Genomic DNA, 22,529 nt, shown 5'->3' with positions numbered 1-22,529 from the left:
CGGTGTTGGCGCTAAAGGCGATCTTATTTAGCTGCTTTTTTCACTTTGTGGTGTTTTTTAGCAGCCTGAGCTTTCTGCGCAGCTGGCTTGGTTACTTTGTGGTGCTTTTTAGCAGCCTGAGCTTTCTGTGCAGCTGGCTTGGTTGCTTTGTGGTGCTTTTTAGCAGCTTGGGCTTTCTGTGCAGCTGGCTTGGTTGCTTTTTTGTGGTGCTTTTTAGCAGCCTGGGCTTTCTGTGCCGCTGGCTTGGTTGCTTTTTTATGATGCTTTTTAGCGGCCTGAGCTTTCTGTGCAGCTGGCGCTTTCTTCTCTACTTTTTTGTGCTTCTTAGCAGCCTGCGCTTTCTGAGCAGCAGGTTTCTTATGGTGTACTGCTTTGTGTTTCGCTGGCGCTGCAGTGGTTGCTGGCGTTGCTGGAGCAGCTGTGGTCTCAGCAGCGAAAGCAACAGAAGACATACCCATAGCAGCGGCGATCACCAGTGCAAATAATTTTTTCATTGCAAAATCCTCGAACTATTTTTTCATGTGTAGCCCACTGCGGGGCCGGTGAAAACACTATATGAAAAACAATTCAGGCTTTCCGTGAGGCATTGGTATCGGCGTGTAACGGATTGTACAAAGCGGCGTAAAGAAAGAGAAAAGAGCGGCCGCATCGGCCGCCGCGCAGTTTACTCAGAGAGATAACGTTGTTCAAGGTGCTGACGGAAATAGCGCGGATTCAGCGCTTCGCCGGTGGCATTGATCAGCAGCTGCTGCGTTGGGAAACGGCTGCCGTGCTGCCAGATGTTCTGCTGTAACCAGTCAAACACTGGCTGCAACTCACCTTGCTGGATCAGCGTCTCAACCTGCGGAATGGCACGCTTCACCGCCTGGAACAGCTGGGCTGCATACATCGCACCCAAGGTGTAGGTTGGGAAATAGCCAAACGCACCGTCGGTCCAGTGAATATCCTGCATGCAGCCATCGCGATAATTACCACACGTATCAATGCCCAACGATTGCTGCATCTTCTCGTCCCACAGCGCCGGGATATCTTCAACTTCAATCTCGCCCTCAATCAGCTCGCGCTCGATTTCGTAACGTAAAATCACGTGCGCCGGATAACTCAGTTCATCAGCGTCGACACGAATAAAGCCCGGCTTCACGCGCTGCGCCTGACGGATAAAGTTGTTTAGCGCCAGCGCAGGCTGATCGCCCATCAGCGCCACCACCTGCGGATGGATATGTTGCAGGAAGGCTTCACTGCGCCCCAGCTGCATCTCCATAAACAGGCTTTGCGACTCATGAATTGCGGTAGAACGCGCTTGCGCCACCGGCTGACCGCGCCACTGTTTTGGCAAATTCTGCTCGTAGCGCGCATGGCCGGTTTCATGGATCACGCCCATCATGGCGCTGAGGAAGTCGTTCTCGTTGTAACGCGTGGTAATGCGCACATCTTCCGGCACGCCGCCGCAGAACGGATGCGCACTCACATCTAAACGGCCGTGATTGAAATCGAAGCCCAGCGTTTTCATCACGCTCAGGCCGAGCTGTTTCTGCGATTCGATAGCGAACGGACCCACCGGCTGCGCGATCGGGGTTTGCTGCTGCTTCGCCACTGCTCTTTGTAGCAGGTCGGGCAACCAGCTTTTCAGATCGCCAAAGGTTTGATCCAGCTGCGCGCTGGTCATGCCAGGCTCAAACACATCCAGCAGCGCGTCGTAGCGCGATACGCCGAGTGCATCGGCACGCAGCTGCGCCTCTTGACGACTCAGCTTGACCACTTCTTTCAGATTGGCGGAGAAACCTTGCCAGTCGTTTGCCGGACGCTGTTGACGCCAGGCGTGTTCACAGCGCGAACCGGCCAGCGACTTGGCTTCCACCAGTGAGGCGGGCAGCAGCGTCGCTTGCTGCCAGGCGCGCTGCATCTCGCTCAGGTTAACCTGCTCGACATCATTCAATGATTCCTGCTGCGCGGCATCAAACAGCCCGCCGAGGCGTTTATCGGTCAGCACTTCGTGCATGAACACGCTCAGTTCGGCCATCGCTTCACCGCGTGCCTCGCTGCCGCCCGGCGGCATGGTGGTTTGCATATCGACACCGGCAATGGCGCCTAAATGGCCAAAGCGGGAGAGACGCTGAAAAGTGCGGCTAAGTTCTTGATAAGCTGAAGTCACGTAAAAAGCTCCTTATGACGGTAAGCGTGGCGCAATGTCCCGCAAGGGTAGATCAACCGGCCAGCAAAAGCGAACGCTGGCGCCGCCAAGCGGGCTGCTCTCAATCGAGACATTTCCCTGCATGGCCAGCGCAATGGAGTGCACGATCGCCAGACCCAAACCACAACCGCCGGTGGCGCGATCGCGGCTTGGATCGAGGCGTACAAAAGGTTCGAACACGCGGGCGCGCTCTTCCTGCGGAATGCCCGGACCGTCGTCTTCCACCTGCAAACAGCCCAGCGCGCCATCAAACCATAAGCTGACGCGCAGGCGCTGTTGCGCATAACGCAGGGCGTTATTCACCAGATTATCCAGCACACGCTCCATCAGGCGCGTATCGGCGCTGCCGACGTTCTCCAGCTGCGGGATATCCAGCGCAATCTGCGTCTGCGGATTCATGGTTTGCACGTCTTCAATATGTACACGCAGCCATTGCGCCAGATCGAAGGATTGCAGATGAAGATCAACGCGCGGACGATCGAGGCGCGCATACGTCAGCAACTCCTCAATCAAACTCTCCAGCTGGCCCACATCGCGGTTCAGCGCGGCGGATTCCGTGGCGGTGAGGTTATCGCTCATCTCCAGCCGGTAGCGCAGTCGTACCAGCGGCGTACGCAACTCGTGTGCGATGCCGTCAATCAGTTGTTTCTTACTGGCAACCAGCGTGTTGATGTTCTCCGCCATCTGATTAAACGCCACGCCAAGACTGTGCAGGCTTGAGGTGCTTTCAAAATGGGTGCGCACGTCGAGTTCGCCACGGCCAAAACGCTGCGCGGCTTTCTCTAGCCGCTGCATCTCTTGCCAGTGCGGACGCAGCCAGATAAACACCGGCAGCGCCAGCGACATCCCGATAAATGCCAGCAGCGCGATATCCAGAATGCGCATCTGATGCAGATAGAAAAGATACGGAATCGGGCCAACGGAAAGCACATAGTGGCTGCGCGGAATATGCTGTAAGAAGGTGTACTGATCGTCAATCGCCACGATTTCCCCGGCGCGCAGGCGCTTCATGTCTGCATCACCCAGCTGATATTTGCTCATCGGTTCAATATTCAGATCAAACGACAGGTCAAGATCGAGGCTGCGAATGGTTTTGCTCCAGTCGCGCGGTGGGATCTCGCGCAGTTCGCTGCGCATCAAAAAAAGCGAGCTGGCCATCAAGTCGTTCATCGACTGGCGTCCGGCGCGTTCGGCGGTGAATTTGTATACCAGCCCAACCAGCAGCGTCATCACCAGAAAACAGACGAACAGCAGCAAATAGAACTGAATAAAGAGCTTTCTCATGCGGAACGGGTATCCCAGGCCTGCGGCGCGAACAGATAGCCTTTGTTACGGATGGTTTTGATGCGGAATGGCTCGGTGGCGCTGTCGTAGAGTTTTTTGCGTAAGCGAGAAATTGCCACGTCGATGCTGCGATCCATGCCATCGTAGGTCACGCCGCGCAGGGTTTTCAGCAGCGCATCGCGATTGAGGATCTGTCCGGCGTGATTAGCCAGTTCCCACAGCAGATCGAAATCGGCGGTGGATAGCACAATATTCTCCTCAAACAGCGTCACCTGACGATTGAGCGAGTCGATGGTCAGGGAACCAAAACGCAGCACGCGTTGTGAGCTTTGTAGGGCGGGCGTCACTTCCGGCTGACCGACATGCGCCTGACGCAGATGCAAACGCAGGCGCGCCAGCAACACCGCCGGCGGCGTGGTTTTGAGGATGTAATCGTTAGCGCCCATCTCCAGCGACAGAATGTGGTTCATGTCGCTATCGAGCGAGGTGAGCAGCACAATCGGACCTTGCCAGCTGGCACGCAGATCGCGGCACAGTGTCATGCCATCTTTGCCGGGTAACATGATATCCAGCATCACTAAATCGGGATCGTGCAGGGCGATGGTGGCTTCGGCGCGGTCACCGCGCGTTTCAACAATAACTTCAATATCGTGGCGGCCAAGATAAGCGGCGATCAGTTCGCCCACTTCTGGCTCATCTTCCACATAGACGATTTTGTTCATAATTCACTGTGACGGATGAGAATCTCAGCAGCATAGCTTTTCCTGGTCCTGAGCTCTACGCTACCGCACGAAATATCCCTGCGTGACTGGTATGTATACCGTGAAATGTGCCATCATTAGCGGCGCGTTGTCGCGCAAGGTTCGGAACCGTAACGAAAAACAGGAGGAGTGCGAGAGTGTCTGATAAAGAGCTGGCTTCAGCCGGATACAGTGATCGCATCTGCTTCAATTACAGTGATTTTCTCTCCGCTTCCTGCAAAAAACGCTGGAGTTTTGTCGATGCCATTTATGGCGTGATGCCTATTTTTGGCATGGTGACGCGTAAATCGGCGCACAATCTTCAGGCCAGCGACGACCATCTGAAAGAATTAGCATTACAAATCATTTCAACACAGGTGAGCGACGAGATTAATATCGCGCGTTTGATAACCCTGGCCGAACAACAACACATCAGCCGCTTTGATATTCAGCTGCCGTATCCGCTGTCAGCGGAGCAGCTTGACGCTATTCATCAGGAATACCGTAAGCCGCTCAATCTGACACAGCAGGATGACCTGCTGTGCGTTTCCATTCCCGTCCAGCCGCACTAATTCGTTAGCTGCCACAACGCGGGCAGTGACGCCGCAATCAACAACACAATCGCGATGCGCTCCAGCTGTGACAACACCTTGTCGCCACGGCCGCCGCGTCGTGCAAACAGGAACAGCAGCAATCCAGGCGCATAGAGCACAACAGAGAGCAGCAGATGCAAAGGACCCGACGCATACAGCAGCCAAATGCCATACGCGCTGGCACCGACGCCGGTAAACATCGCCCAGGGTTTGTTCTGCCCGCGCACCACCTTAATCAGATACAGACCCACCAGCAGATAGGGCACCAAAATCATTTCTGAAGCGATGGTCAGCAGCGTGTTGTAATCCGCACCGGTTAAGGCGATCAAAATCAGGCAAACCTGTACGCTGCCGTTGGTCAGCCATAACGACGCCGAAGGGGAGTTGTGGCGGTTCTGACGCGCGATGCTGCGCGGGAAGGCACCTTGTTGTGCGGCGAGGAACGGCACTTCAGCGGCCATAATCGTCCAGCTCAGATAAGCGCCGCACACCGAAATAATCAATCCGACCGCAATCACCGCATCGCCCCAGTGACCGAGCAAATGCTTCATCAAACCCGCCATAGAAGGGTTGCGCATCTGCGCCAGCTCGGCACGCGGAATCACGCCTAACGACAGCAGCGTAACCAGCAAGTAGACCAGCAGCGCGGCCAGCACCGCCATCAGCGTGGCGCGTCCGACATCCTGTTTATTACGCGCACGCGCAGAAACCACCACCGCGCCTTCCACACCAATAAATACCCACAAGGTGATCAGCATGGTTTGCTTCACCTGCTGCCACAGCGGCTGACCGAGTTCCACGCCGCTGAAATCAAAGCGGAAGCGATCGTAGTTGAATGCCAGCAGCGCCAGCACCACAAACAGCAACAGCGGCACCAGTTTTCCCAGGGTCGCCAGCACATTAATGCTGGCCGCAGTTTGCACGCCGCGCAGCACCAGACAATGCACCAGCCACAGCAGCACCGACGCGCCGAGCATCGCCTGCCACGTATTGCCATCACCAAACACCACGCGATCCGGCGTGTCGGTAAAGAAACTCAGCGCCGAGAAGACGATCACCAGATAAGAGACGTTGGCAATGACCGCACACAGCCAATATCCCCACGCCGAGCAGAAGCCCATCAGCTCGCCAAATCCGGCGCGCGCATAGGTAAAGATGCCGCCATCCAACTCCGGCTTCAGCCGCGTCAGCAACAGCATGGCGAGCGACAGGAAGATGATGCCAACGCCGGTGATGAGCCAGCCGATCAGCAGCGCCGCCGGGCCGGCAACCGCTGCCATATTTTGCGGCAGGCTGAACACGCCAGCGCCCAGCATAGAGCTGAGTACCAACGCGGTGAGCGCACTAAGACCTAATTTTTTATCCAAAACGCCCATCCTAAACAGCAGAGTATGCTGGGTGGTGACGATTCCGCTGGAGTGTCGCGTGGCAATGAGCCAACTTTGAAACGGAATCCCCTAAAAACAGGCGGCAGATTTTACGGAGTGCAAACGGGGAAGGCAATGCAAGACTATGCAAATCTGCGCACAGATTATGCAGTTAGTATGAAGGAGATTTTGAAAAGGGCGACGGACGCCGCCCTTAATCGCTATTACTTGAACAGATCGGCGGTGACGGTCAGGTTGCCGCCGCTCTGGTTCTGCCATTGACGCGTGATGTGGTAGTACTTAGCGCCTTTTTCCACTGCGCGTTTGCCAACCGCTTCCGAGATTTCGGTTGGGGTACCAAAGTGATCGGAGAAGGTGATGGTGTCAAACGGCTGCATCTGCGCAGCAGTAATCGCATTCACTTCCTGCACGCTACGGCCATCGGCAGTTTTCACCGTGTAACGTTGGCCGGTTGAGCTTTGCGTTTCGAAGAAACGACCAACGTTGCGGCTTGGGGTATCCGAAGAGGCCACGCCAGGAATGGCCACTTTAGTGGCGGCGGTGCCACCTGCGGCCAATGCTGCTTTACCGGCTTCAGAATCTGCTGGGATTGAATCAGAGGTGTTCTGTACTTTACGTTCTGGCGCATCAGCCTTGTAAACATACGCGGTCACGTACTGGTTGCCGCCGTTATTAGCATCAACCTGACGCACGATAAAGAACGATGCCGCACCTTTATTTTTGGCTGCCTTGGCAATCGCTTCATTAACATCTGGCTGGCTGGAGAAGAAGCCATTTACCGACACGGTGTCATACGGCTCAAGGCGATAGGCTTCTGCTTTCGGCAGCTCTTTCACGCCTGAGAAGGTGCGATATTTAGTGGAGTCATCCGCTTTTGGTGCGTTAGCTTTATACAAATCAGCCGTTACGCGCCAGTTACCGCCGTTGCCGTTGCTATCATTAATACCCTGAACATAGAAAGAGTCAGCGCCTTTGGCATCGGCTTGTTTGGAGATGGCATCAGTTGCATCGCCAATCGCATTGAAACGGCCGCTGATATTAATACGTTCGAATGGTTTCAACGCGGCCGCTTGCTCTGGCGTTAACTCTTTAGCAGCAAACGCATTCGCTGCCAGCAGTGATAACAAGGTTGACGCCAGAATGGTGTTCTTCAGCTTCATAAAAATGATCCTTCGCCTTACGCAAAATGAGTACGAAAACGTGCTGGACTCTTGATGTATAACAGATTAGCCGTTGATTATTGCATGTAATAATCGGCCTGTCTCAGCCAATTTAAGCGCATAACATTGACAATCTCTGCCGTTTATTCATCGACCTGTCATTGACTTCTGTTACGGCTCTTTTTTGCACAGATAACCACTTATTCTGGTAACACTTAGTGCCATAATAGTTAACGCATTGTTAATTAAAGGTTTTTAAAAACACTTAATTCGACGTGACACGATTTTGCGCAGCAGAATATTTTTTAATAAACACCAAATGCAGTGGCAAAACATGGCATTCAATCTTTGTGTCTGAATATTTGTGTGAATGTCATAAGTGGGCGTTATCGCTGTGGATCACTCTTCATATTTTCAGTAGGTTATAAAGACTTTGTTACATTGTGCATTTGCTCATAAAAAGCTGAAACACTGTTTCGGCTTTTGAGCTTTTTGCCACTTACAGAACCTCATCCTTTAATTGTTGAAAGGAAACAGTATGTTAATTGGGATACCCAAAGAACGGTTAGCCAACGAGTCGCGCGTGGCCGCCACGCCAAAGACCGTTGAGCAACTGATCAAGCTGGGATTTAGCGTCACCGTTGAACAGAGCGCAGGACTTCGCGCCAGCTTTGATGATGAAAGCTTTATCGCCGTTGGCGCCACTATTACTAACACTCACGATGTGTGGCAATCGGACATCGTTTTGAAGGTGAATGCGCCGGACGATCAGGAGATTGAACTGACGCGCGCCGGTAGCACGCTGGTGAGCTTTATCTGGCCTGCGCAGAATCCCGCGCTGTTAGAAAAGCTGGCAGCACGCAGCGTCACCGTGATGGCGATGGATTCGGTGCCGCGTATTTCTCGTGCGCAGGCGCTGGATGCGTTGAGCTCAATGGCGAACATCGCGGGTTATCGCGCCATCGTTGAAGCCGCTCATGAATTCGGCCGCTTCTTCACCGGTCAAATCACCGCTGCCGGTAAAGTGCCGCCAGCCAAAGTGATGGTGATCGGTGCGGGCGTCGCGGGATTAGCGGCCATCGGTGCGGCAGGCAGTTTAGGCGCCATCGTGCGTGCGTTCGATACGCGCCCGGAGGTGAAAGAGCAGGTGCAGAGTATGGGCGCCGAGTTCCTTGAGCTGGACTTTGAAGAGGAAGCGGGCAGCGGCGATGGTTATGCCAAAGTGATGTCTGAAGCCTTTATTAAGGCAGAGATGGAGCTGTTTGCCGCGCAGGCGAAAGAAGTGGACATTATCGTCACCACCGCGTTGATTCCTGGCCGTCCGGCCCCGAAGCTGATTACTGCCGAGATGGTTGCCAGCATGAAACCAGGCAGCGTAATCGTCGATCTGGCTGCGCAAACTGGCGGTAACTGCGAATTGACGGTGGCCGATCAGGTGACCTTAACCCCTAACGGCGTGAAGATTATTGGTTACACCGATTTGCCAAGCCGCCTGCCAACCCAATCCTCACAGCTTTACGGCACCAACCTTGTCAACCTTCTGAAACTGCTGTGCAAAGAGAAAAACGGCGAAATTACCGTTGATTTCGACGACGTGGTGGTGCGCGGGGTGACGGTGATTCGTGATGGCGAAGTGACATGGCCAGCGCCGCCGATTCAGGTTTCCGCCGCGCCGAAAGCGCAACCCGCCGCACAGCCGCTGACGAAGGCCGAAGCCAAACCGGTTTCACCATGGCGCAAGTATCTGCTGCTGGCGCTGGCGGTGGTGCTGTTTGCCTGCCTGGCCAACGTCGCGCCGCCGGACTTCCTGTCACACTTCACCGTGTTCGCGCTCTCTTGCGTGGTCGGCTATTACGTAGTGTGGAACGTGAGTCACGCATTGCACACGCCTTTGATGGCCGTCACCAACGCCATTTCCGGCATTATTGTGGTGGGTGCGGTGCTGCAGATGGGCCACGGCGGTTGGGTCACGATTCTGTCGTTTATCGCCGTACTGATCGCCAGCATCAATATCTTCGGTGGTTTCACCGTCACCCAGCGCATGCTGAAAATGTTTCGTAAGAATTAAGGGGTAGCAACATGTCTGGCGGATTAGTTACTGCAGCATATATTGTTGCCGCGATTCTGTTTATTTGCAGCCTTGCCGGTCTCTCGAAACACGAGACCTCAAAGCAGGGTAATATTTTTGGTATGAGCGGCATGGCGATTGCGCTGCTCGCCACCATTTTTGGCCCGAACACCGGGAACGTTGCCTGGATTCTGCTGGCGATGGTGATCGGCGGTGCGATTGGTTTGCGTCTGGCGAAAAAAGTCGAAATGACCGAAATGCCGGAACTGGTTGCCATTCTGCACAGCTTCGTGGGTTTGGCGGCGGTGTTAGTGGGCTTCAACAGCTACATCGATCACGCTCCGGGCCTCGCGCCGGTGATGGAAAATATCCATCTGACCGAAGTGTTCCTCGGCATTTTCATTGGTGCGGTGACCTTTACCGGTTCACTGGTGGCGTTTGGCAAACTGCGCGGCAAGATCTCCTCATCAGCGCTGATGCTGCCACATCGTCATAAAATGAACCTCGCGGCGTTGGTGGTCTCTTTCCTGCTGATGCTGTGGTTCATACAAACTGATAGCACCGGTGCGCAGGTGTTTGCGCTGCTGCTGATGACCGTCATTGCGCTGGTGTTTGGCTGGCATCTGGTGGCGTCAATTGGCGGCGCGGATATGCCGGTTGTGGTCTCGATGCTGAACTCTTACTCCGGTTGGGCGGCGGCGGCGGCAGGCTTCATGCTGAGCAATGATTTGCTGATCGTTACCGGTGCGCTGGTCGGTTCTTCCGGTGCCATCCTCTCTTACATCATGTGTAAAGCGATGAACCGCTCCTTTATTAGCGTGATCGCCGGTGGTTTTGGTGCCGACGTAAGCGTGGGCGGCGAAAGCGATGAAGTGGGCGAGCACCGTGAAATTACGGCGGAAGAGACAGCAGAAATGCTGAAAGCCTCTTCTTCTGTAGTGATCACGCCGGGTTATGGCATGGCGGTGGCGCAGGCGCAGTATCCGGTTGCGGAGATTACCGAAAAGCTGCGCGCGCGCGGTATCAAAGTTCGCTTTGGTATTCACCCGGTTGCCGGTCGTTTGCCGGGCCACATGAACGTACTACTGGCGGAAGCGAAAGTGCCTTACGATGTGGTGCTGGAAATGGACGAGATTAACGATGACTTCAGCGATACCGATACCGTTTTGGTGATTGGCGCAAATGACACCGTTAACCCAGCCGCACTGGAAGATCCGCGCAGTCCAATCGCTGGCATGCCGGTGCTGGAAGTGTGGAAAGCGCAGAACGTGATTGTATTTAAACGCTCGATGAGCACCGGATATGCGGGTGTCCAGAATCCGCTGTTCTTTAAAGACAATACGCAGATGCTGTTTGGCGATGCAAAAGCGAGCGTGGAAGGCATTCTGCGCGCGCTGTAAAAAAGCAGGGCGGTGATGTGATTCACCGCCCTGAGTAGAAATAAGTAGGGCGGCCATGGCGAGCCGCCCTTTTTTTAATCAATCGTCTTCATCTTCTTCGTCATCGTGATCAATCGGCGATTTGAAATCGTCTGGCTTGATCGCCAGCAAATCACAACGCAGATGATCAATCACCTGTTCCGCAGTGTTACCCAGGAACGCGGCTGACAAACCGGTACGGCCGATGGTGCCGAGCACCACAATGCCGGCGTCCAGATGCGAGGCAATATCCGGAATCACTTCCTCGGGCAAACCTTTCGCCACGTGGGTGAACTCTTCACTGATGGAGAATTTTTGACGCAACGCTTTCATCGCCACTAAATGCTGGCCGCGAATCGCGTCGTTGTAAACGCTGGGATCAAAGTCGGGCAGTTCGATAGCAATATTGATCGGGGTGATGGGGTAAGCGCCGACCAAATGCACTTCGGTGTGATTCACCATCTCGGCAAGCAGCGAGGTTTCACGAATCAGCTTCTGATTCAGCTCATCATGATGCGGCTCTTCGCTGGCTAAGTTGACCGCTACCACCGCTTTGCCGCCTTCAGGCCACGCCTGATCTTTCACCATCCACACCGGACATGGACATTTACGCAGCAGATGCCAATCCGTCGGCGTAAATATTACCGCTTCGAGGCGATCGTGCTGGTGCGCCATTTTCAACACTAAATCATGCTGATGTGCCAGAATTTCCTGGATGATGGCTTCATAGGGACGGTTATGCCAAACCACTTTGATTTCAATTTCAACGCCAGCCTCAATATATGCCTGGGCCTGTTGGCGGATCCATTCGGTACGTTGGCTGATCACCCCTTTGCGCATATTGGAGCGCTCGTCGGGCGACAGCAGCGTGGTCATTTCATATGAGAAGTCGTAAATAGGCAGGAAAGCTTTGATTTTTCCGCCAATACGTTGATTGAGATAAACCGCACGACGCAGCGCGGGCTGATCGTCCTGCTGGGCATCAATAGCCACCAGAATATTTTGGTACCGGGACATAAGCCGATCTCCTAAAACCAAAGCAAGTTGGGTTAAAGATAGCCTAAGTTTGGACAGGGCAGAAGCGGAAAAGTTGTTGCCGGATCAATAAAATAACTTTTATTAACCCGGCACAGAATCACGCGGCTTGTTCGGTCTGGCCAGCTAATTCTGCCAGCAGAGCGTGGTTCTCAATGGTGATATATTTGCCTTTTACGGCCAGCATGCCACTTTTCTGGAAGCGACCCAGCAGACGACTGATGGTTTCTACGGTTAGTCCCAGATAGTTACCAATGTCGCCACGCGTCATGGTCAAACGGAATTCACGCTGTGAGAAGCCGCGCTGACCGAAACGACGCGACAGATTCCAGACAAATGCCGCCAAACGCTCTTCGGCATTTTTCTTCGACAGCAGCAGAATCATATCCTGATCGCCTTTGATTTCACCGCTCATCAAACGCATCATCTGCTGACGCAGCGCCGGCATTTTACCGGAGAGGTCGTCAAGCGTTTCAAACGGGATTTCGCACACCATCGCCGTTTCCAGCGCTTGCGCAAAGCTTGGATGTTTGGCACCAACAATGGCGTCAAAACCCACCAAATCGCCTGCCAAATGGAAGCCAGTAATTTGCTCGTCGCCTTGTTCAGTGATGGTGTAGCTTTTGATGGTGCCGGAGCGGATAGCGTAGAGAGATTTCAGTTCATCACCGGCTTTGAACAGCGTCTGGCCTTTTTGAATCGGCTTTTTGCGCTCAATGATGTTATCCAGCTGATCCAGTTCGTGCTCGTTCAGCGTGAAGGGAATACACAATTGGCTGATACTGCAATCCTGACAATGGATGGCACAACCGCCAGACTGAATACGTCGAATGCTGCGTTTTTCCTGGATCATATAGTTACGCTCGATGATTATTGACTGCGGTCAATTTTAACATTTTTCTAAGCGAAGGGAACTCATCCGAGCAGTAAATGTCCTTAAAACCCCACAAATGTCAGGTATTACGCGGTTTGCGCTGGTCTGACTGAAGCGCATTTATTGATCTGGAACGTTTTGTTGCCAGGTTTACAGCTATAGCGCGCTTCATACAGCGCAAAAAGTGACAGATGTTTTGCCCATAATCCTTTGCTACTCTTTTGCTTTAGCGTCGAATTGGACGCGCAGGCAAACACCAGGCGAGAGGAAACACCATGAACCTTGATGATGAAGACCTTTTCCGTGATGCCATGGGTGATGTGACACCATTAAAAAATTGCGCTAATACCCAATGGCTGCGCGCACCTTCGCCTAAAGGGCCGCGTACGCCGCAGGAAAGTGACGAGCAGGAAAATTTCCTCACGCGTGGCTATCTCGACATCGTTCCGCTGACAACACCGCTGGAATTTAAAGTTGAAGGCGTGCAGCAAGGCGTGCTGGATAAGCTGCGACTGGGCAAATATCCGCCTGAAGCCAGCCTTAATCTGTTGCGTCAGCCAGTGGAAACCTGTCGTCAGGCGCTGTTCAGCTTTATGCAGCAGGCCAATAAACATGGGTTGCGCAATCTATTGATTATTCATGGCAAAGGGCGTGACGATGAGTCGCACGCCAATATCGTGCGCAGCTATGTGGCGCGATGGTTGCCGGAGTTTGCAGAAGTGCAGACCTTTTGTACGGCGCAGCCGAAAGATGGTGGGGCGGGCGCGCTCTATGTCGGTTTACGAAAAACCGAACAGGCGCGCCTGGAGAACCGTGAGCGTCATGCAAAACACAGTCGCTAGCTGTGGAATTTGCGGATGGTCGCCATCAACACTTCGGCGCTCAGGCTTAATGGACTGCCGCTGCGCGTAATAATGCCCACCGGTTCGCCTGGCCCCGGCGAGGCGATCGGTAGCGCGCACAACGCATCGTGATTCAAATCCTCTTTGATGGCGCCAGAAGGCACAAACCACACATAGTCGTAACGCAGTGCCAGCTGTCGCGCCAGCGATGTCGATGAAGTTTCGACGCAGTTTGCTGGTAAGGTACAACCTTGCTCATTCAGCATATGCTGCGCGATACGGCGCGGTGCGGTGCCTTCCGGCGAAATCACTACTGGCCACTGCATAGCGCGCGACAGCATAACGTTCTCGCTTAACAGCGGATGATCGGGGCGCACCACCAGTTTGAGTGATTCCAGAAACAGCAATTCATAAGTGAGTCCGGCCATCATATCGCTGTCCGCCATACGACCAATCCCGACATCAAACTCACCGGCACGTAAACCGGCCAACAACACGTTGTTATGCAATGTCGCAACCTGCACCGTGGTGTTAGGTTGCTGTTCATGGAAGCGATCGAGAATTTGCGGCAGCATGCCCATCGCCGCAGTCGTCAGCGCGCCGAGCCGAATCACCACCGGTCGGCCCGGCTGGGGCGCGTTGAAGCTCTGACCCGCATGATTAAGCGCATCCAGCACTTTCACCGCATGAACCAGAAACTGTTCGCCCAGCGTAGTGAGCTGCGCGCCGAGTCGTCCGCGCTCAAACAGTCGCGCGCCCGCCAACTCTTCCAGCTCATTCAGTGTTTTCGATAAAGCGGGCTGGCTCAGATTGAGCGTTTCAGCGGCACGACCGAGCGTGCCTTGCTGCGCCACCGCCACAAAGGTATGTAAATGACGCAAGCGAATGCGCTGATTGAAAAGGATATTTTTGTCCATACGCCCAACATAATGAGTTACGCCGAGGAGCAGCAATGAGGAAACGTTAATTATGTTAACTTGCCTGCAAATTTATATTAACAAAAACACCGCTATGCAAGCTTCGCCGCTAACCTGATGTATTTATGAGTAAAGCTGAAAAAGACACTTTTTGCAGCATATTCGCGCGCTCTAAAATCAATAACATACAGCGTAAAAAGTTGAATAGTTCTCAATTACATCCAAAAAAGTGCCTGTTATTGTTAACGATGAGCTATGATAAGCGCCGTTTTTTTTACTAAAACTGATGCCCTAAACGGTTAAAAGTGCAGGAGTCGTTACGTGACCAGCGTTGAAGCAGTAGACGTTCGCCAGCTTATCAATAAGAGTGCGCTTAGCAGCTGGCAGAAGCGCTTAATCGCGCTGTGCTTCGTGGTAGTGGCGCTGGACGGCATGGACATTGCGCTGATGGGCTTTATTGCGCCCACGCTGAAAGCCAGTTGGGGCGTCACGAATCATCAACTCGGCATGGTGATCAGCGCGGCGCTGATTGGTCTGGCATTGGGGGCGATGGTCGCTGGACCGCTGGCCGATCGCTATGGTCGCCGCGTGATGATCCTCATCAGCGTGCTGTTTTTCGGTCTGTGGACGCTGGCCACGGCGATGGCGCAGAACATCGAACAGATGATGCTGTTCCGCTTTCTCACCGGCTTAGGGCTTGGGGCCGCGATGCCCAACGTGGGCACGCTGGTGGCCGAATACGCGCCCGAACGTCGCCGCTCATTTATTATTACCGTGGTGTTCTGTGGCTTTACCTTTGGTGCCGCGACGGGAGGCTTTGCCGCTTCGTGGCTGCTGCCGCGCTATGACTGGCACTCCGTTATGCTGATGGGCGGCGTGCTGCCGCTGCTGGTGCTGCCTTTTTTAGTGCGCGGCTTACCGGAATCGGTACGTTTTCTGATTAGCCGTCGCGCGCCTGCCGCACATATTCACGCCATCCTCGAACGTATGCTGCCCGGCAGCGTGCAGCCGGATAGCCATTATCAAAGCACTGAGCTGCCCACCGCGCGAAAAGGTTCGGTGGCGACCGTGGTGTCGCGCCGCTATCTGTTCGGCAGTTTGATGTTGTGGGGCGGCTACTTTATGGGGCTGTTCCTCGTTTACCTGATTGGCAGCTGGATGCCTTCATTGATCAGCACGCTCGGCATGTCGGTGACGGAAGCGGCGATTGTCACGGCGATGTATCAGGCTGGCGGAACCCTTGGCTCGCTGTTTGCGGGTTGGTTGATGGACCGCATCAACGCCAACCTGGCGCTGGCGGTGATCTATTTCTGCGGTGGCATTGCGATTGTGGCGCTGGGTTTTTCACCCGCGCAGGTCGGCTTAATGAGCGCCATCGCTTTCTGCAGCGGCTTCTGTTTTAACGGCGCCAATACCGGCATGAATGCGCTCTCCGCCAGTTATTACCCAACTCATGCGCGTGCCACCGGCTCCAGCTGGATGCACGGCATTGGTCGCATCGGCGCCATTATTAGCGCCTTTGTCGGTGCCGAGTTGTTAACGCTTGGCTGGACGTTCAGTCAGATCTTCCTGCTGCTGGCGATTCCCGCCGTGTTAACCACCATCATGCTGGTGCTGAAATGTCGCTTTGGTGACCAGTCAAACCTCACCGAGTGACAAGGCGATCACAGTTCCATGAAATTGTTACCCGCCGCTAAAGGGTTGATCTACAGTAGCAACAACCCGTTAGCCCAAGGTGATGATGATGCCAAACTTTCTCAGCAGCGATGCCATCCGCACGCTGTTCTCGCAGGCAATGTCGACCCTGTATCAGCAGGAAGTGCCGCAATACGGCACGCTGACGCAGTTGGTCACCGCTGTTAATGAACGTACGCTGGAAGCCAATCCCGAGTTAAAAAACCGCTTGTCGGCCGCCGATGAACTGAGTCGCCTGAGCGTCGAGCGTCACGGTGCGATTCGCGTCGGCAAGGCTGATGAACTCAGCACGTTGCGCCAGATGTTTGCCGTGATGGGCATGGAAGCAGTGGGGTATTACGACCTGTCGCAAGCCGGTGTGCCGGTGCACTCCACGGCGTTTCGTCCGGTCAGCGATCGCGCGTTGCGCCATAATCCATTCCGCGTTTTCACTTCGTTGCTGCGTCTGGAACTGATTGATGATGCGGCGCTGCGCGAGAAGGCCGCTGCAATTCTCGCCGCGCGCGATATCTTTACGCCAGGTTGCCGCGCGTTGATCGCTAAGCATCAGCAGCAGGGCGGTTTGAACGCCGCGGATGCCGCCACTTTCGTGCAGGAAGCGCTGGAAACCTTCCGCTGGCATGCGCATACCACCGTAGACAGCGCCACTTATCGCGCACTGAGCCAGCAGCATCGTCTGATTGCCGATGTGGTGTGTTTCCGTGGTTGCCACATCAACCATTTGACGCCGCGCACGCTGGATATTGATCGGGTGCAAGCGCTGATGCCTTCGCGCGGCATCGATCCCAAAACCCTGATTGAAGGCCCGCCGCAGCGTAAAGTACCGATTCTGCTGCGCCAGACCAGCTTCAAAGCGCTGGAAGAAGCGGTGCACTTTAACGATGGCACGCCGGGCACGCACACCGCGCGCTTTGGTGAGATTGAACAGCGCGGCGCGGCGCTCACCCCGAAAGGACGCGAACTTTACGATCGTCTGCTGGCCGAAGCCGGTACCGGCAGCGATAACCAGCATCACCAGCAACATCTAAGTGAAGTGTTTGGTGATTTCCCCGACGACGAAGAGTCTTTGCGCGAGCAGCAGCTGGCGTGGTTCCGCTATCGCCTGACCGAAAAAGGCGAGCATCTGCCGCCACGCGCGGGCGAAAGCGTGACGCAGTTGCTGGCTGAAGAGCGTTTGAGTGCCGAACCGATCGTTTACGAGGATTTTCTGCCGGTCAGTGCCGCGGGGATTTTCCAGTCGAATCTGGGCGACGTGGCGCAAACACGCAGCGCGGGGAATGCCAGCCGAGCGGATTTTGAAAGCGCGTTAGGTTGCGCGGTGCAGGATGAAATGGCGTTGTACCAGCAGATGCAGCAGCGCAGTCTGGAACGGTGTGGCGTAGCCTGAGGAGAAATGTTACAGCCGGTCTGAAATTCAGCAGACCGGCTGCTTTTCTTGTGGTTATTGCAAGCGCGCGTCACGCACCAGCGTGTACTTCCCGGCACCCAAAAACATAATGGCGAGCGCACCCAGCAGGTAAAGCGCTTCTGTCTCCAGCGCCCACGCACCGACGTCGGTGCGATGCCAGACAGCGCCCATTTTTACCAGCAGTGTTGCAACAATCATGTTCACCGCAATAATGAACGCCGCAGGGCGCGTCAAAAATCCGATGATCACCATTACAGGTGCCGCTATTTCCCCGATGTAAGCACCGTAAGCGATGAAACCTGGCATTCCTTTGACGGCGAGCATGTGCGCAATCCAACCCACGCCATGCACCACTTTGAACGCCCCATGAAACAGCAGCAATCCGCCAAACGTCAGGCGCAAAAGCAGTTTGCCAAGGTCCGGGTGATCGCACATCCGGTTGAACATTTGATTAATGCCACCAAACATGGTGTTTCTCCGTCGCGCCAGGTTAACTTGCAACCTTAAAACAAATGGCCTCGATGGGGTTAGCCAAAATATTTGATGGAGTTGTTCAAAGAATCGCGCCGCGTTTCGGCTTAATCTGCAAATGCTTTCAGAACATGGACATTCGTCCAAGGCCTGCAAATAATGGAACGATGCATTATCAGGGAACCCGAGATGAAAAATGAACGACGTCTGAGGATCATGACCGCAGAAGGGGAACTCAGAGGCCTGATGGACGAAGATCTTTTTGTCTTTAAAGGAATACCGTACGCAGCTGCACCTACTGGCGCTTTACGCTGGCGACCGCCGCAGCCGGTCCAGCCGTGGCAAGAGGTGCGTGAGGCGACCGAATGGGGCGCAGCAAGCTGGCAAAATCGTGACTATTGCGTGGCCGCCGGCGGTGGCGATCCCGGTCGCTTTAGTGAGGATTGTCTCTACCTGAATATCTGGACGCCGGATGTTGAGCCTTCGCGGCCGTTGCCGGTAATGGTCTGGTTGCATGGCGGGGGATTTTCCATCGGCGCCGGTAATCTTGATCCTTATCGCGGTAAAGCGCTGGCGGCGCAAGGTGTGGTGGTGGTGACGCTCAATTATCGCCTTGGTCACTTCGGTTTCTTCTCTCATCCGGCGCTGGATGCGCAATACCCCGACGGGCGCGTGATCAACAACTTTGCCTTACTCGATCAAATTGCTGCTTTGCAGTGGATTCAGCGCAACATTCCTGCCTTTGGCGGCGATCGCCATAACGTGACGCTGTTTGGTGAATCCTCCGGTGCGCGTAGTGTGTTATCGCTGTGCTGCTCGCCGCTCTCCGAGGCGCTATTTCACAAAGGCATCGTACAAAGCGCCTACAGCTTGCCCGACATCCCGCAAAAGCAGGCACAACAGATCGGTTTACAGGTCGCGGCGCATTTTGCGTTACCCGAAGATGCCAGCGCCGAGCAGCTGCGCGAGCTACCGGCCGAACAATTCTGGCCGTTAGAACGCCCGCTGGCGCTCGGCCCGGTGCCCATCAGCGGCGATGCGGTACTGCCGAAACCGATGTTAACCACGTTTATCTCCGGCAAGCAGCATCGCATTCCGTTAATGATCGGCAGCAACAGCGATGAAGCCAGCGTACTGGACTATTTTGGCGTGGATGCCACGGCAGTATTGCGACAGATGCGCAGCAAAAACCGCATCAGTTATCGCCTGATGAAGTGGCTGTACGACATTCATGATGATGCGCTGCTGGGACGTGCGGTGGCGCGCGATATGGCGTTCACGGTGTTACCGTTAATCATCGCTCAGGCGCAGCACAATATCGGCCTGCCCGCATGGCGTTACTGGTTCGATTACGTCTCCGAAAACGCGCGCGATCTCTACCCGCACGGCACCTGGCACGGCAACGAAATTCCCTATGTCTTTAACACGCTGGATACGCTAGCGCCGCCAGCGGAACGCAGCTACAGCGAGCAGGATAAAGCGTTCGCCTCCACAGTCAGCGCTTATTGGGTCACCTTCGCACGTGAAGCCAGCGAGTTCAGCTCGCACTTAGCGGGTGAAGTTGATTGGCCAGCCTGGCGACCGGGCGACGATCTGACGCTGGCGCTGGGCGATCAGGGCAAAGCCCAGGCGGTGGTAAAGGCGCGCTTTATGCGTGGACGGCTGCGTTTGTTCCGTTTGATGATGCGCAGCCACGTTAAGCTTTAATAAGCGTGCTAATGGTGTAATCTGGCAAATCAATTTATAAGGCAAATTATCGCCTATCTTGCTGATAAATCATAAAAGCGCATATTCCTTACCTGCGTCAGTAAGCAATTAATTAGCTTACAAAACCGTTACATTTTCCCGATCCGATGCCGATAAACGCAATATGCCCGATTTTATCGGGCCTCCTTCGCGTTTCACACCAAGGGATTATGTATGGGTATCTTAAAAAATTTCACCATCCGCGCCGTATTGCTCACCATTCTTGGGCTGTTTTGCCTGCTGTGGTGTGCCGTTGGGCTGTTTAGCGTCCACTCACTGAACGCCCTCGGCGAGGGCAACGAGATTGACCGCCAACTGGTCAATCAAATGACGATTTTAAGCAAAGGAAATGATCAATATTTTCGTGTCGTTACGCGTCTGTCTCGCGTGATGGAAGGCCGCGCCTCAGGCAGCGCAGTCGGTGCTGATGCTTTTACCCCGGTGCAACAAGCGCTCGACAATATGAAAACGCTGCTGGCGCAGTTTAAAACCATGGCGCCGGGTCCGATGGATGCGGAGACCGCCAATAGCGTCATCACCAACTGGCAAAAACTGCTCGATGAAGGCATCGCACCGCAGGTTTCGCTGGCGCAGCAGGGCACGCTTGAAGCCTATCGTGCGCAAGCCAATAACGTCACGCCGCCGCTTAGTCGTGCGTTTGGTGCCAGCGCGGAAGCCTTTAATAAAGCCGCAGGCAGCAAACTGGATGAGACGCGCGTCACCGTCGATAAGCTCACCAGCATCACTAAAGTCATCATTCTGGTGGCGGTGGTGATTGGTTTGTTCATCCTGCTGTTTACCGATCGCTATCTGGTGGCGATGCTGGTGAAACCGCTGGAGCGCATCCGTAACCATTTCACGATTATTGCGCAGGGCGACCTCAGCCAGCCGGTGGAAGATTTTGGCCGTAACTGCGTCGGCAAACTGGTGCCGCTGCTGCGTGCCATGCAGGACAGCCTGCGTGAAGCAGTCAGCGCGATTCGCAGCGGCACTGAAAACATCTACCGCGGCGCAGCGGAGATCTCCTCTGGCAACAACGATCTCTCGTCGCGCACCGAAGAGCAGGCGGCCGCGCTGGAGCAAACCGCGGCCAGCATGGAGCAGTTAACCGCCACCGTGAAGTTCAACGCCGACAACGCGCGTCAGGCCAGTTCGCTGGCCGAAACCGCTACCGGTACCGCGCAGCAGGGCGGACGGTTGGTAGGCGAAGTGGTTACCACCATGCAAGGCATCTCAGGCAGCTCGAAGAAGATCGCTGAGATCACGAGCGTGATTAACAGCATCGCTTTCCAGACCAACATCCTGGCGCTGAACGCCGCGGTAGAAGCCGCACGCGCCGGTGAACAGGGCCGCGGTTTTGCCGTGGTGGCCAGTGAAGTGCGCAATCTGGCGCAGCGCAGCGCCGGTGCGGCGAAAGAGATCGCTACACTGATCGAAGATTCCGTGCAGCGCGTGGAAAAAGGGTCGGCGCTGGTGAGCAGCGCGGGCAGCACCATGCACGACATTCTTAAGTCGGTGCAGGATGTGAATGAAATCATGAAGCACATTGCTGCTGCGTCAGAAGAGCAGAGCAAAGGGATTTCGCAGGTCGGTACCGCCGTCACCGAGATGGACAGCGTCACTCAGCAGAACGCCTCGCTGGTTGAGGAAGTTTCTGCCGCTGCCAGCGCGCTGGAGCGCCAGACGCAGGAGCTGCAGGCCTCGGTGGCGAAATTCCGTCTGTCGGACAGCGCGCCTGTGAACAAGGCCGTGGTATCGCCAACCGCGCTGCGTCGGCCGGTGCTGACCGGCGCAGGCCTTGCACAGCCAAAATCAGCCTCTGACGAATGGGTCTCGTTCTAAACCTCAGATAACCACGCCACCAGTTCCGGCAGGAACGGTGGCGCATCTTTTTCCGCCCGCTGTAACAGGCTGTAGCTTGCGCCGGTCGCCACACTGGTGGCAAACGGCGCAATCAGTCGCCCATTCACCACATCGTTCTGCACCAAGGTGACATCCGCCACCGTGACGCCAAATCCCTGAATCGCAGCGCTGATCGCGAGATCCATGGTGGCGAAATGCTGATTGCGCGCCATTGGCAACGCGGCATCCAGCCCGGCTAGCCAAAGCTGCCAGTCGCGTGAATCCGGCGTGGGATGCAGAAAAGTAAACTTCGCCAGTTCGCCAATCTGCGTGGGCGGCGTGACGCTGCTGGCCATCACCGGCGTTAAACGCTCCTCAAACAGACAAATCGAACCGGCTGGCGACGGGCCAAACACAATCGCCGCGTCAAAATTATCGAGCTGCGAGCCATGATCGAGTGTGGTGGTCAACGCTACGTGAATATCTGGCCGCTGCTGTTCCAGCGCCACCAGACGCGGCACCAGCCAGCGCATGGCGCAGGTAGGCGCTTTCAGACGAATCGAGGCGTTGCTGCGGCTGGCTTTTTCTGTGGCATTCACCAGCATGGCGAAACCTTGCTGCAATTCCGGCAGCAGCGCGGCACCTTGTTCGGTGAGATGCAGACCACGCGCGTGGCGGGTAAACAGCGCGAATCCCAGCCAGCTCTCCAGCGTGGCGATTTTACGGCTCACCGCGCCTTGGGTGATGCACAGCTCGCTGGCGGCACGCGTCAGGTTGAGATGGCGCGCGGTGACCAGAAACGCGTGGATGGCATTGAGCGGCAGAGCGGAGCGGGACATAACAACCTCAAGCTATGA

Annotated in this window: 19 protein-coding genes; 8 read left to right on the top strand and 11 right to left on the bottom strand. The window is 55.1% G+C overall.

Annotated elements, in window-relative coordinates:
• Nucleotides 1-23 precede the first annotated feature (23 nt).
• The 4 genes from asr to rstA form a co-directional block, all read right to left on the bottom strand.
• Entirely contained in the window at nt 24-494 is a 471-nt protein-coding gene (gene asr / locus IB226_RS05215) for an acid resistance repetitive basic protein Asr (protein WP_007888004.1), read from the bottom strand.
• Between the two features lie 170 nt (nt 495-664).
• The gene (locus IB226_RS05210) at nt 665-2,152 is read right to left on the bottom strand and encodes a carboxypeptidase M32 (RefSeq protein WP_192233955.1); all 1,488 of its coding nucleotides are present in this window, start codon (nt 2,150-2,152) and stop codon (nt 665-667) included.
• A 12-nt stretch (nt 2,153-2,164) separates the two neighbouring features.
• A complete protein-coding gene (rstB, locus tag IB226_RS05205; RefSeq protein ID WP_137385849.1) occupies nt 2,165-3,475 on the bottom strand; it encodes a two-component system sensor histidine kinase RstB in 1,311 nt (436 codons plus the stop codon).
• Nucleotides 3,472-4,197 carry a two-component system response regulator RstA gene (gene rstA / locus IB226_RS05200; RefSeq protein WP_176971912.1) on the bottom strand — a complete coding sequence of 242 codons (726 nt, stop codon included), beginning with the start codon at nt 4,195-4,197 and terminating at the stop codon, nt 3,472-3,474. Before rstA ends, rstB begins: the two co-directional genes overlap by 4 nt.
• A gap of 176 nt (nt 4,198-4,373) precedes the next feature.
• Between rstA and IB226_RS05195 the strand changes: the two genes are divergently transcribed.
• Nucleotides 4,374-4,787: a hypothetical protein gene (locus tag IB226_RS05195; protein WP_008106403.1), complete on the top strand. Its 414-nt coding sequence runs from the start codon at nt 4,374-4,376 to the stop codon at nt 4,785-4,787.
• Here the strand turns inward: IB226_RS05195 and IB226_RS05190 are convergent.
• Both IB226_RS05190 and ydgH read right to left on the bottom strand, forming a co-directional pair.
• Entirely contained in the window at nt 4,784-6,175 is a 1,392-nt protein-coding gene (locus IB226_RS05190) for an amino acid permease (RefSeq protein ID WP_192233953.1), read from the bottom strand. The genes IB226_RS05195 and IB226_RS05190 overlap by 4 nt on opposite strands.
• 224 nt (nt 6,176-6,399) lie before the next feature.
• Entirely contained in the window at nt 6,400-7,356 is a 957-nt protein-coding gene (gene ydgH, locus IB226_RS05185) for a DUF1471 family protein YdgH (protein ID WP_101764318.1), read from the bottom strand.
• A 538-nt stretch (nt 7,357-7,894) separates the two neighbouring features.
• Between ydgH and pntA the strand changes: the two genes are divergently transcribed.
• Nucleotides 7,895-9,424, top strand: coding sequence for a Re/Si-specific NAD(P)(+) transhydrogenase subunit alpha (gene pntA / locus IB226_RS05180; RefSeq protein WP_192233951.1), 1,530 nt, complete (start codon nt 7,895-7,897; stop codon nt 9,422-9,424).
• An 11-nt stretch (nt 9,425-9,435) separates the two neighbouring features.
• Complete coding sequence (gene pntB / locus IB226_RS05175) at nt 9,436-10,824, top strand: Re/Si-specific NAD(P)(+) transhydrogenase subunit beta (protein ID WP_192233949.1); 1,389 nt, start codon at nt 9,436-9,438, stop codon at nt 10,822-10,824.
• Nucleotides 10,825-10,902: 78 nt separating this feature from the next.
• Here pntB and uspE read toward each other — a convergent pair whose 3' ends face one another.
• Entirely contained in the window at nt 10,903-11,859 is a 957-nt protein-coding gene (gene uspE / locus IB226_RS05170; RefSeq protein WP_192233947.1) for a universal stress protein UspE, read from the bottom strand.
• A 118-nt stretch (nt 11,860-11,977) separates the two neighbouring features.
• Nucleotides 11,978-12,730: an FNR family transcription factor gene (locus IB226_RS05165; protein ID WP_008106391.1), complete on the bottom strand. Its 753-nt coding sequence runs from the start codon at nt 12,728-12,730 to the stop codon at nt 11,978-11,980.
• Between the two features lie 296 nt (nt 12,731-13,026).
• Between IB226_RS05165 and smrA the strand changes: the two genes are divergently transcribed.
• The gene (gene smrA, locus IB226_RS05160; RefSeq protein WP_192233945.1) at nt 13,027-13,593 is read left to right on the top strand and encodes a DNA endonuclease SmrA; all 567 of its coding nucleotides are present in this window, start codon (nt 13,027-13,029) and stop codon (nt 13,591-13,593) included.
• Here the strand turns inward: smrA and IB226_RS05155 are convergent.
• Nucleotides 13,590-14,510: a LysR substrate-binding domain-containing protein gene (locus IB226_RS05155; protein ID WP_101764323.1), complete on the bottom strand. Its 921-nt coding sequence runs from the start codon at nt 14,508-14,510 to the stop codon at nt 13,590-13,592. The two genes, smrA and IB226_RS05155, sit on opposite strands and share 4 nt — an antisense overlap.
• Nucleotides 14,511-14,831: 321 nt before the next feature.
• Here IB226_RS05155 and IB226_RS05150 point away from each other — a divergent pair, with 321 nt between their 5' ends.
• Nucleotides 14,832-16,166, top strand: a complete 1,335-nt coding sequence (locus IB226_RS05150) for an aromatic acid/H+ symport family MFS transporter (RefSeq protein WP_192233943.1) — start codon at nt 14,832-14,834, stop codon at nt 16,164-16,166.
• A gap of 88 nt (nt 16,167-16,254) precedes the next feature.
• Nucleotides 16,255-17,592 (top strand): VOC family protein, encoded by a 1,338-nt coding sequence (locus IB226_RS05145; RefSeq protein WP_192234521.1) that lies wholly within the window; start codon nt 16,255-16,257, stop codon nt 17,590-17,592.
• A gap of 54 nt (nt 17,593-17,646) precedes the next feature.
• Here the strand turns inward: IB226_RS05145 and IB226_RS05140 are convergent, their stop codons facing one another.
• Nucleotides 17,647-18,081, bottom strand: coding sequence for a DoxX family protein (locus IB226_RS05140; RefSeq protein WP_101764325.1), 435 nt, complete (start codon nt 18,079-18,081; stop codon nt 17,647-17,649).
• Between the two features lie 192 nt (nt 18,082-18,273).
• Between IB226_RS05140 and IB226_RS05135 the strand changes: the two genes are divergently transcribed.
• Nucleotides 18,274-19,791 carry a carboxylesterase/lipase family protein gene (locus tag IB226_RS05135; RefSeq protein ID WP_192233941.1) on the top strand — a complete coding sequence of 506 codons (1,518 nt, stop codon included), beginning with the start codon at nt 18,274-18,276 and terminating at the stop codon, nt 19,789-19,791.
• A gap of 213 nt (nt 19,792-20,004) precedes the next feature.
• Nucleotides 20,005-21,672 carry a methyl-accepting chemotaxis protein gene (locus tag IB226_RS05130; protein ID WP_137385842.1) on the top strand — a complete coding sequence of 556 codons (1,668 nt, stop codon included), beginning with the start codon at nt 20,005-20,007 and terminating at the stop codon, nt 21,670-21,672.
• Here the strand turns inward: IB226_RS05130 and IB226_RS05125 are convergent.
• Nucleotides 21,669-22,511: a LysR substrate-binding domain-containing protein gene (locus IB226_RS05125; RefSeq protein WP_192233938.1), complete on the bottom strand. Its 843-nt coding sequence runs from the start codon at nt 22,509-22,511 to the stop codon at nt 21,669-21,671. The two genes, IB226_RS05130 and IB226_RS05125, sit on opposite strands and share 4 nt — an antisense overlap.
• Nucleotides 22,512-22,529: the final 18 nt, after the last annotated feature.

The organism is Pantoea sp. PNT03, from assembly GCF_014852515.1.
GTDB classification, from domain to species: domain Bacteria; phylum Pseudomonadota; class Gammaproteobacteria; order Enterobacterales; family Enterobacteriaceae; genus Pantoea; species Pantoea leporis.
This window is presented reverse-complemented; position numbering and strand designations above follow the sequence as displayed.

Coding starts and splice junctions, on each gene's coding strand:
- asr (WP_007888004.1), bottom strand. CDS start 494: ATGAAAAAATTATTTGCACTGGTGATCGCCGCTGCTATGGGTATGTCT.
- rstB (WP_137385849.1), bottom strand. CDS start 3,475: ATGAGAAAGCTCTTTATTCAGTTCTATTTGCTGCTGTTCGTCTGTTTT.
- rstA (WP_176971912.1), bottom strand. CDS start 4,197: ATGAACAAAATCGTCTATGTGGAAGATGAGCCAGAAGTGGGCGAACTG.
- ydgH (WP_101764318.1), bottom strand. CDS start 7,356: ATGAAGCTGAAGAACACCATTCTGGCGTCAACCTTGTTATCACTGCTG.
- pntA (WP_192233951.1), top strand. CDS start 7,895: ATGTTAATTGGGATACCCAAAGAACGGTTAGCCAACGAGTCGCGCGTG.
- pntB (WP_192233949.1), top strand. CDS start 9,436: ATGTCTGGCGGATTAGTTACTGCAGCATATATTGTTGCCGCGATTCTG.
- uspE (WP_192233947.1), bottom strand. CDS start 11,859: ATGTCCCGGTACCAAAATATTCTGGTGGCTATTGATGCCCAGCAGGAC.
- IB226_RS05165 (WP_008106391.1), bottom strand. CDS start 12,730: ATGATCCAGGAAAAACGCAGCATTCGACGTATTCAGTCTGGCGGTTGT.
- smrA (WP_192233945.1), top strand. CDS start 13,027: ATGAACCTTGATGATGAAGACCTTTTCCGTGATGCCATGGGTGATGTG.
- IB226_RS05155 (WP_101764323.1), bottom strand. CDS start 14,510: ATGGACAAAAATATCCTTTTCAATCAGCGCATTCGCTTGCGTCATTTA.
- IB226_RS05145 (WP_192234521.1), top strand. CDS start 16,255: ATGCCAAACTTTCTCAGCAGCGATGCCATCCGCACGCTGTTCTCGCAG.
- IB226_RS05140 (WP_101764325.1), bottom strand. CDS start 18,081: ATGTTTGGTGGCATTAATCAAATGTTCAACCGGATGTGCGATCACCCG.
- IB226_RS05135 (WP_192233941.1), top strand. CDS start 18,274: ATGAAAAATGAACGACGTCTGAGGATCATGACCGCAGAAGGGGAACTC.
- IB226_RS05130 (WP_137385842.1), top strand. CDS start 20,005: ATGGGTATCTTAAAAAATTTCACCATCCGCGCCGTATTGCTCACCATT.
- IB226_RS05125 (WP_192233938.1), bottom strand. CDS start 22,511: ATGTCCCGCTCCGCTCTGCCGCTCAATGCCATCCACGCGTTTCTGGTC.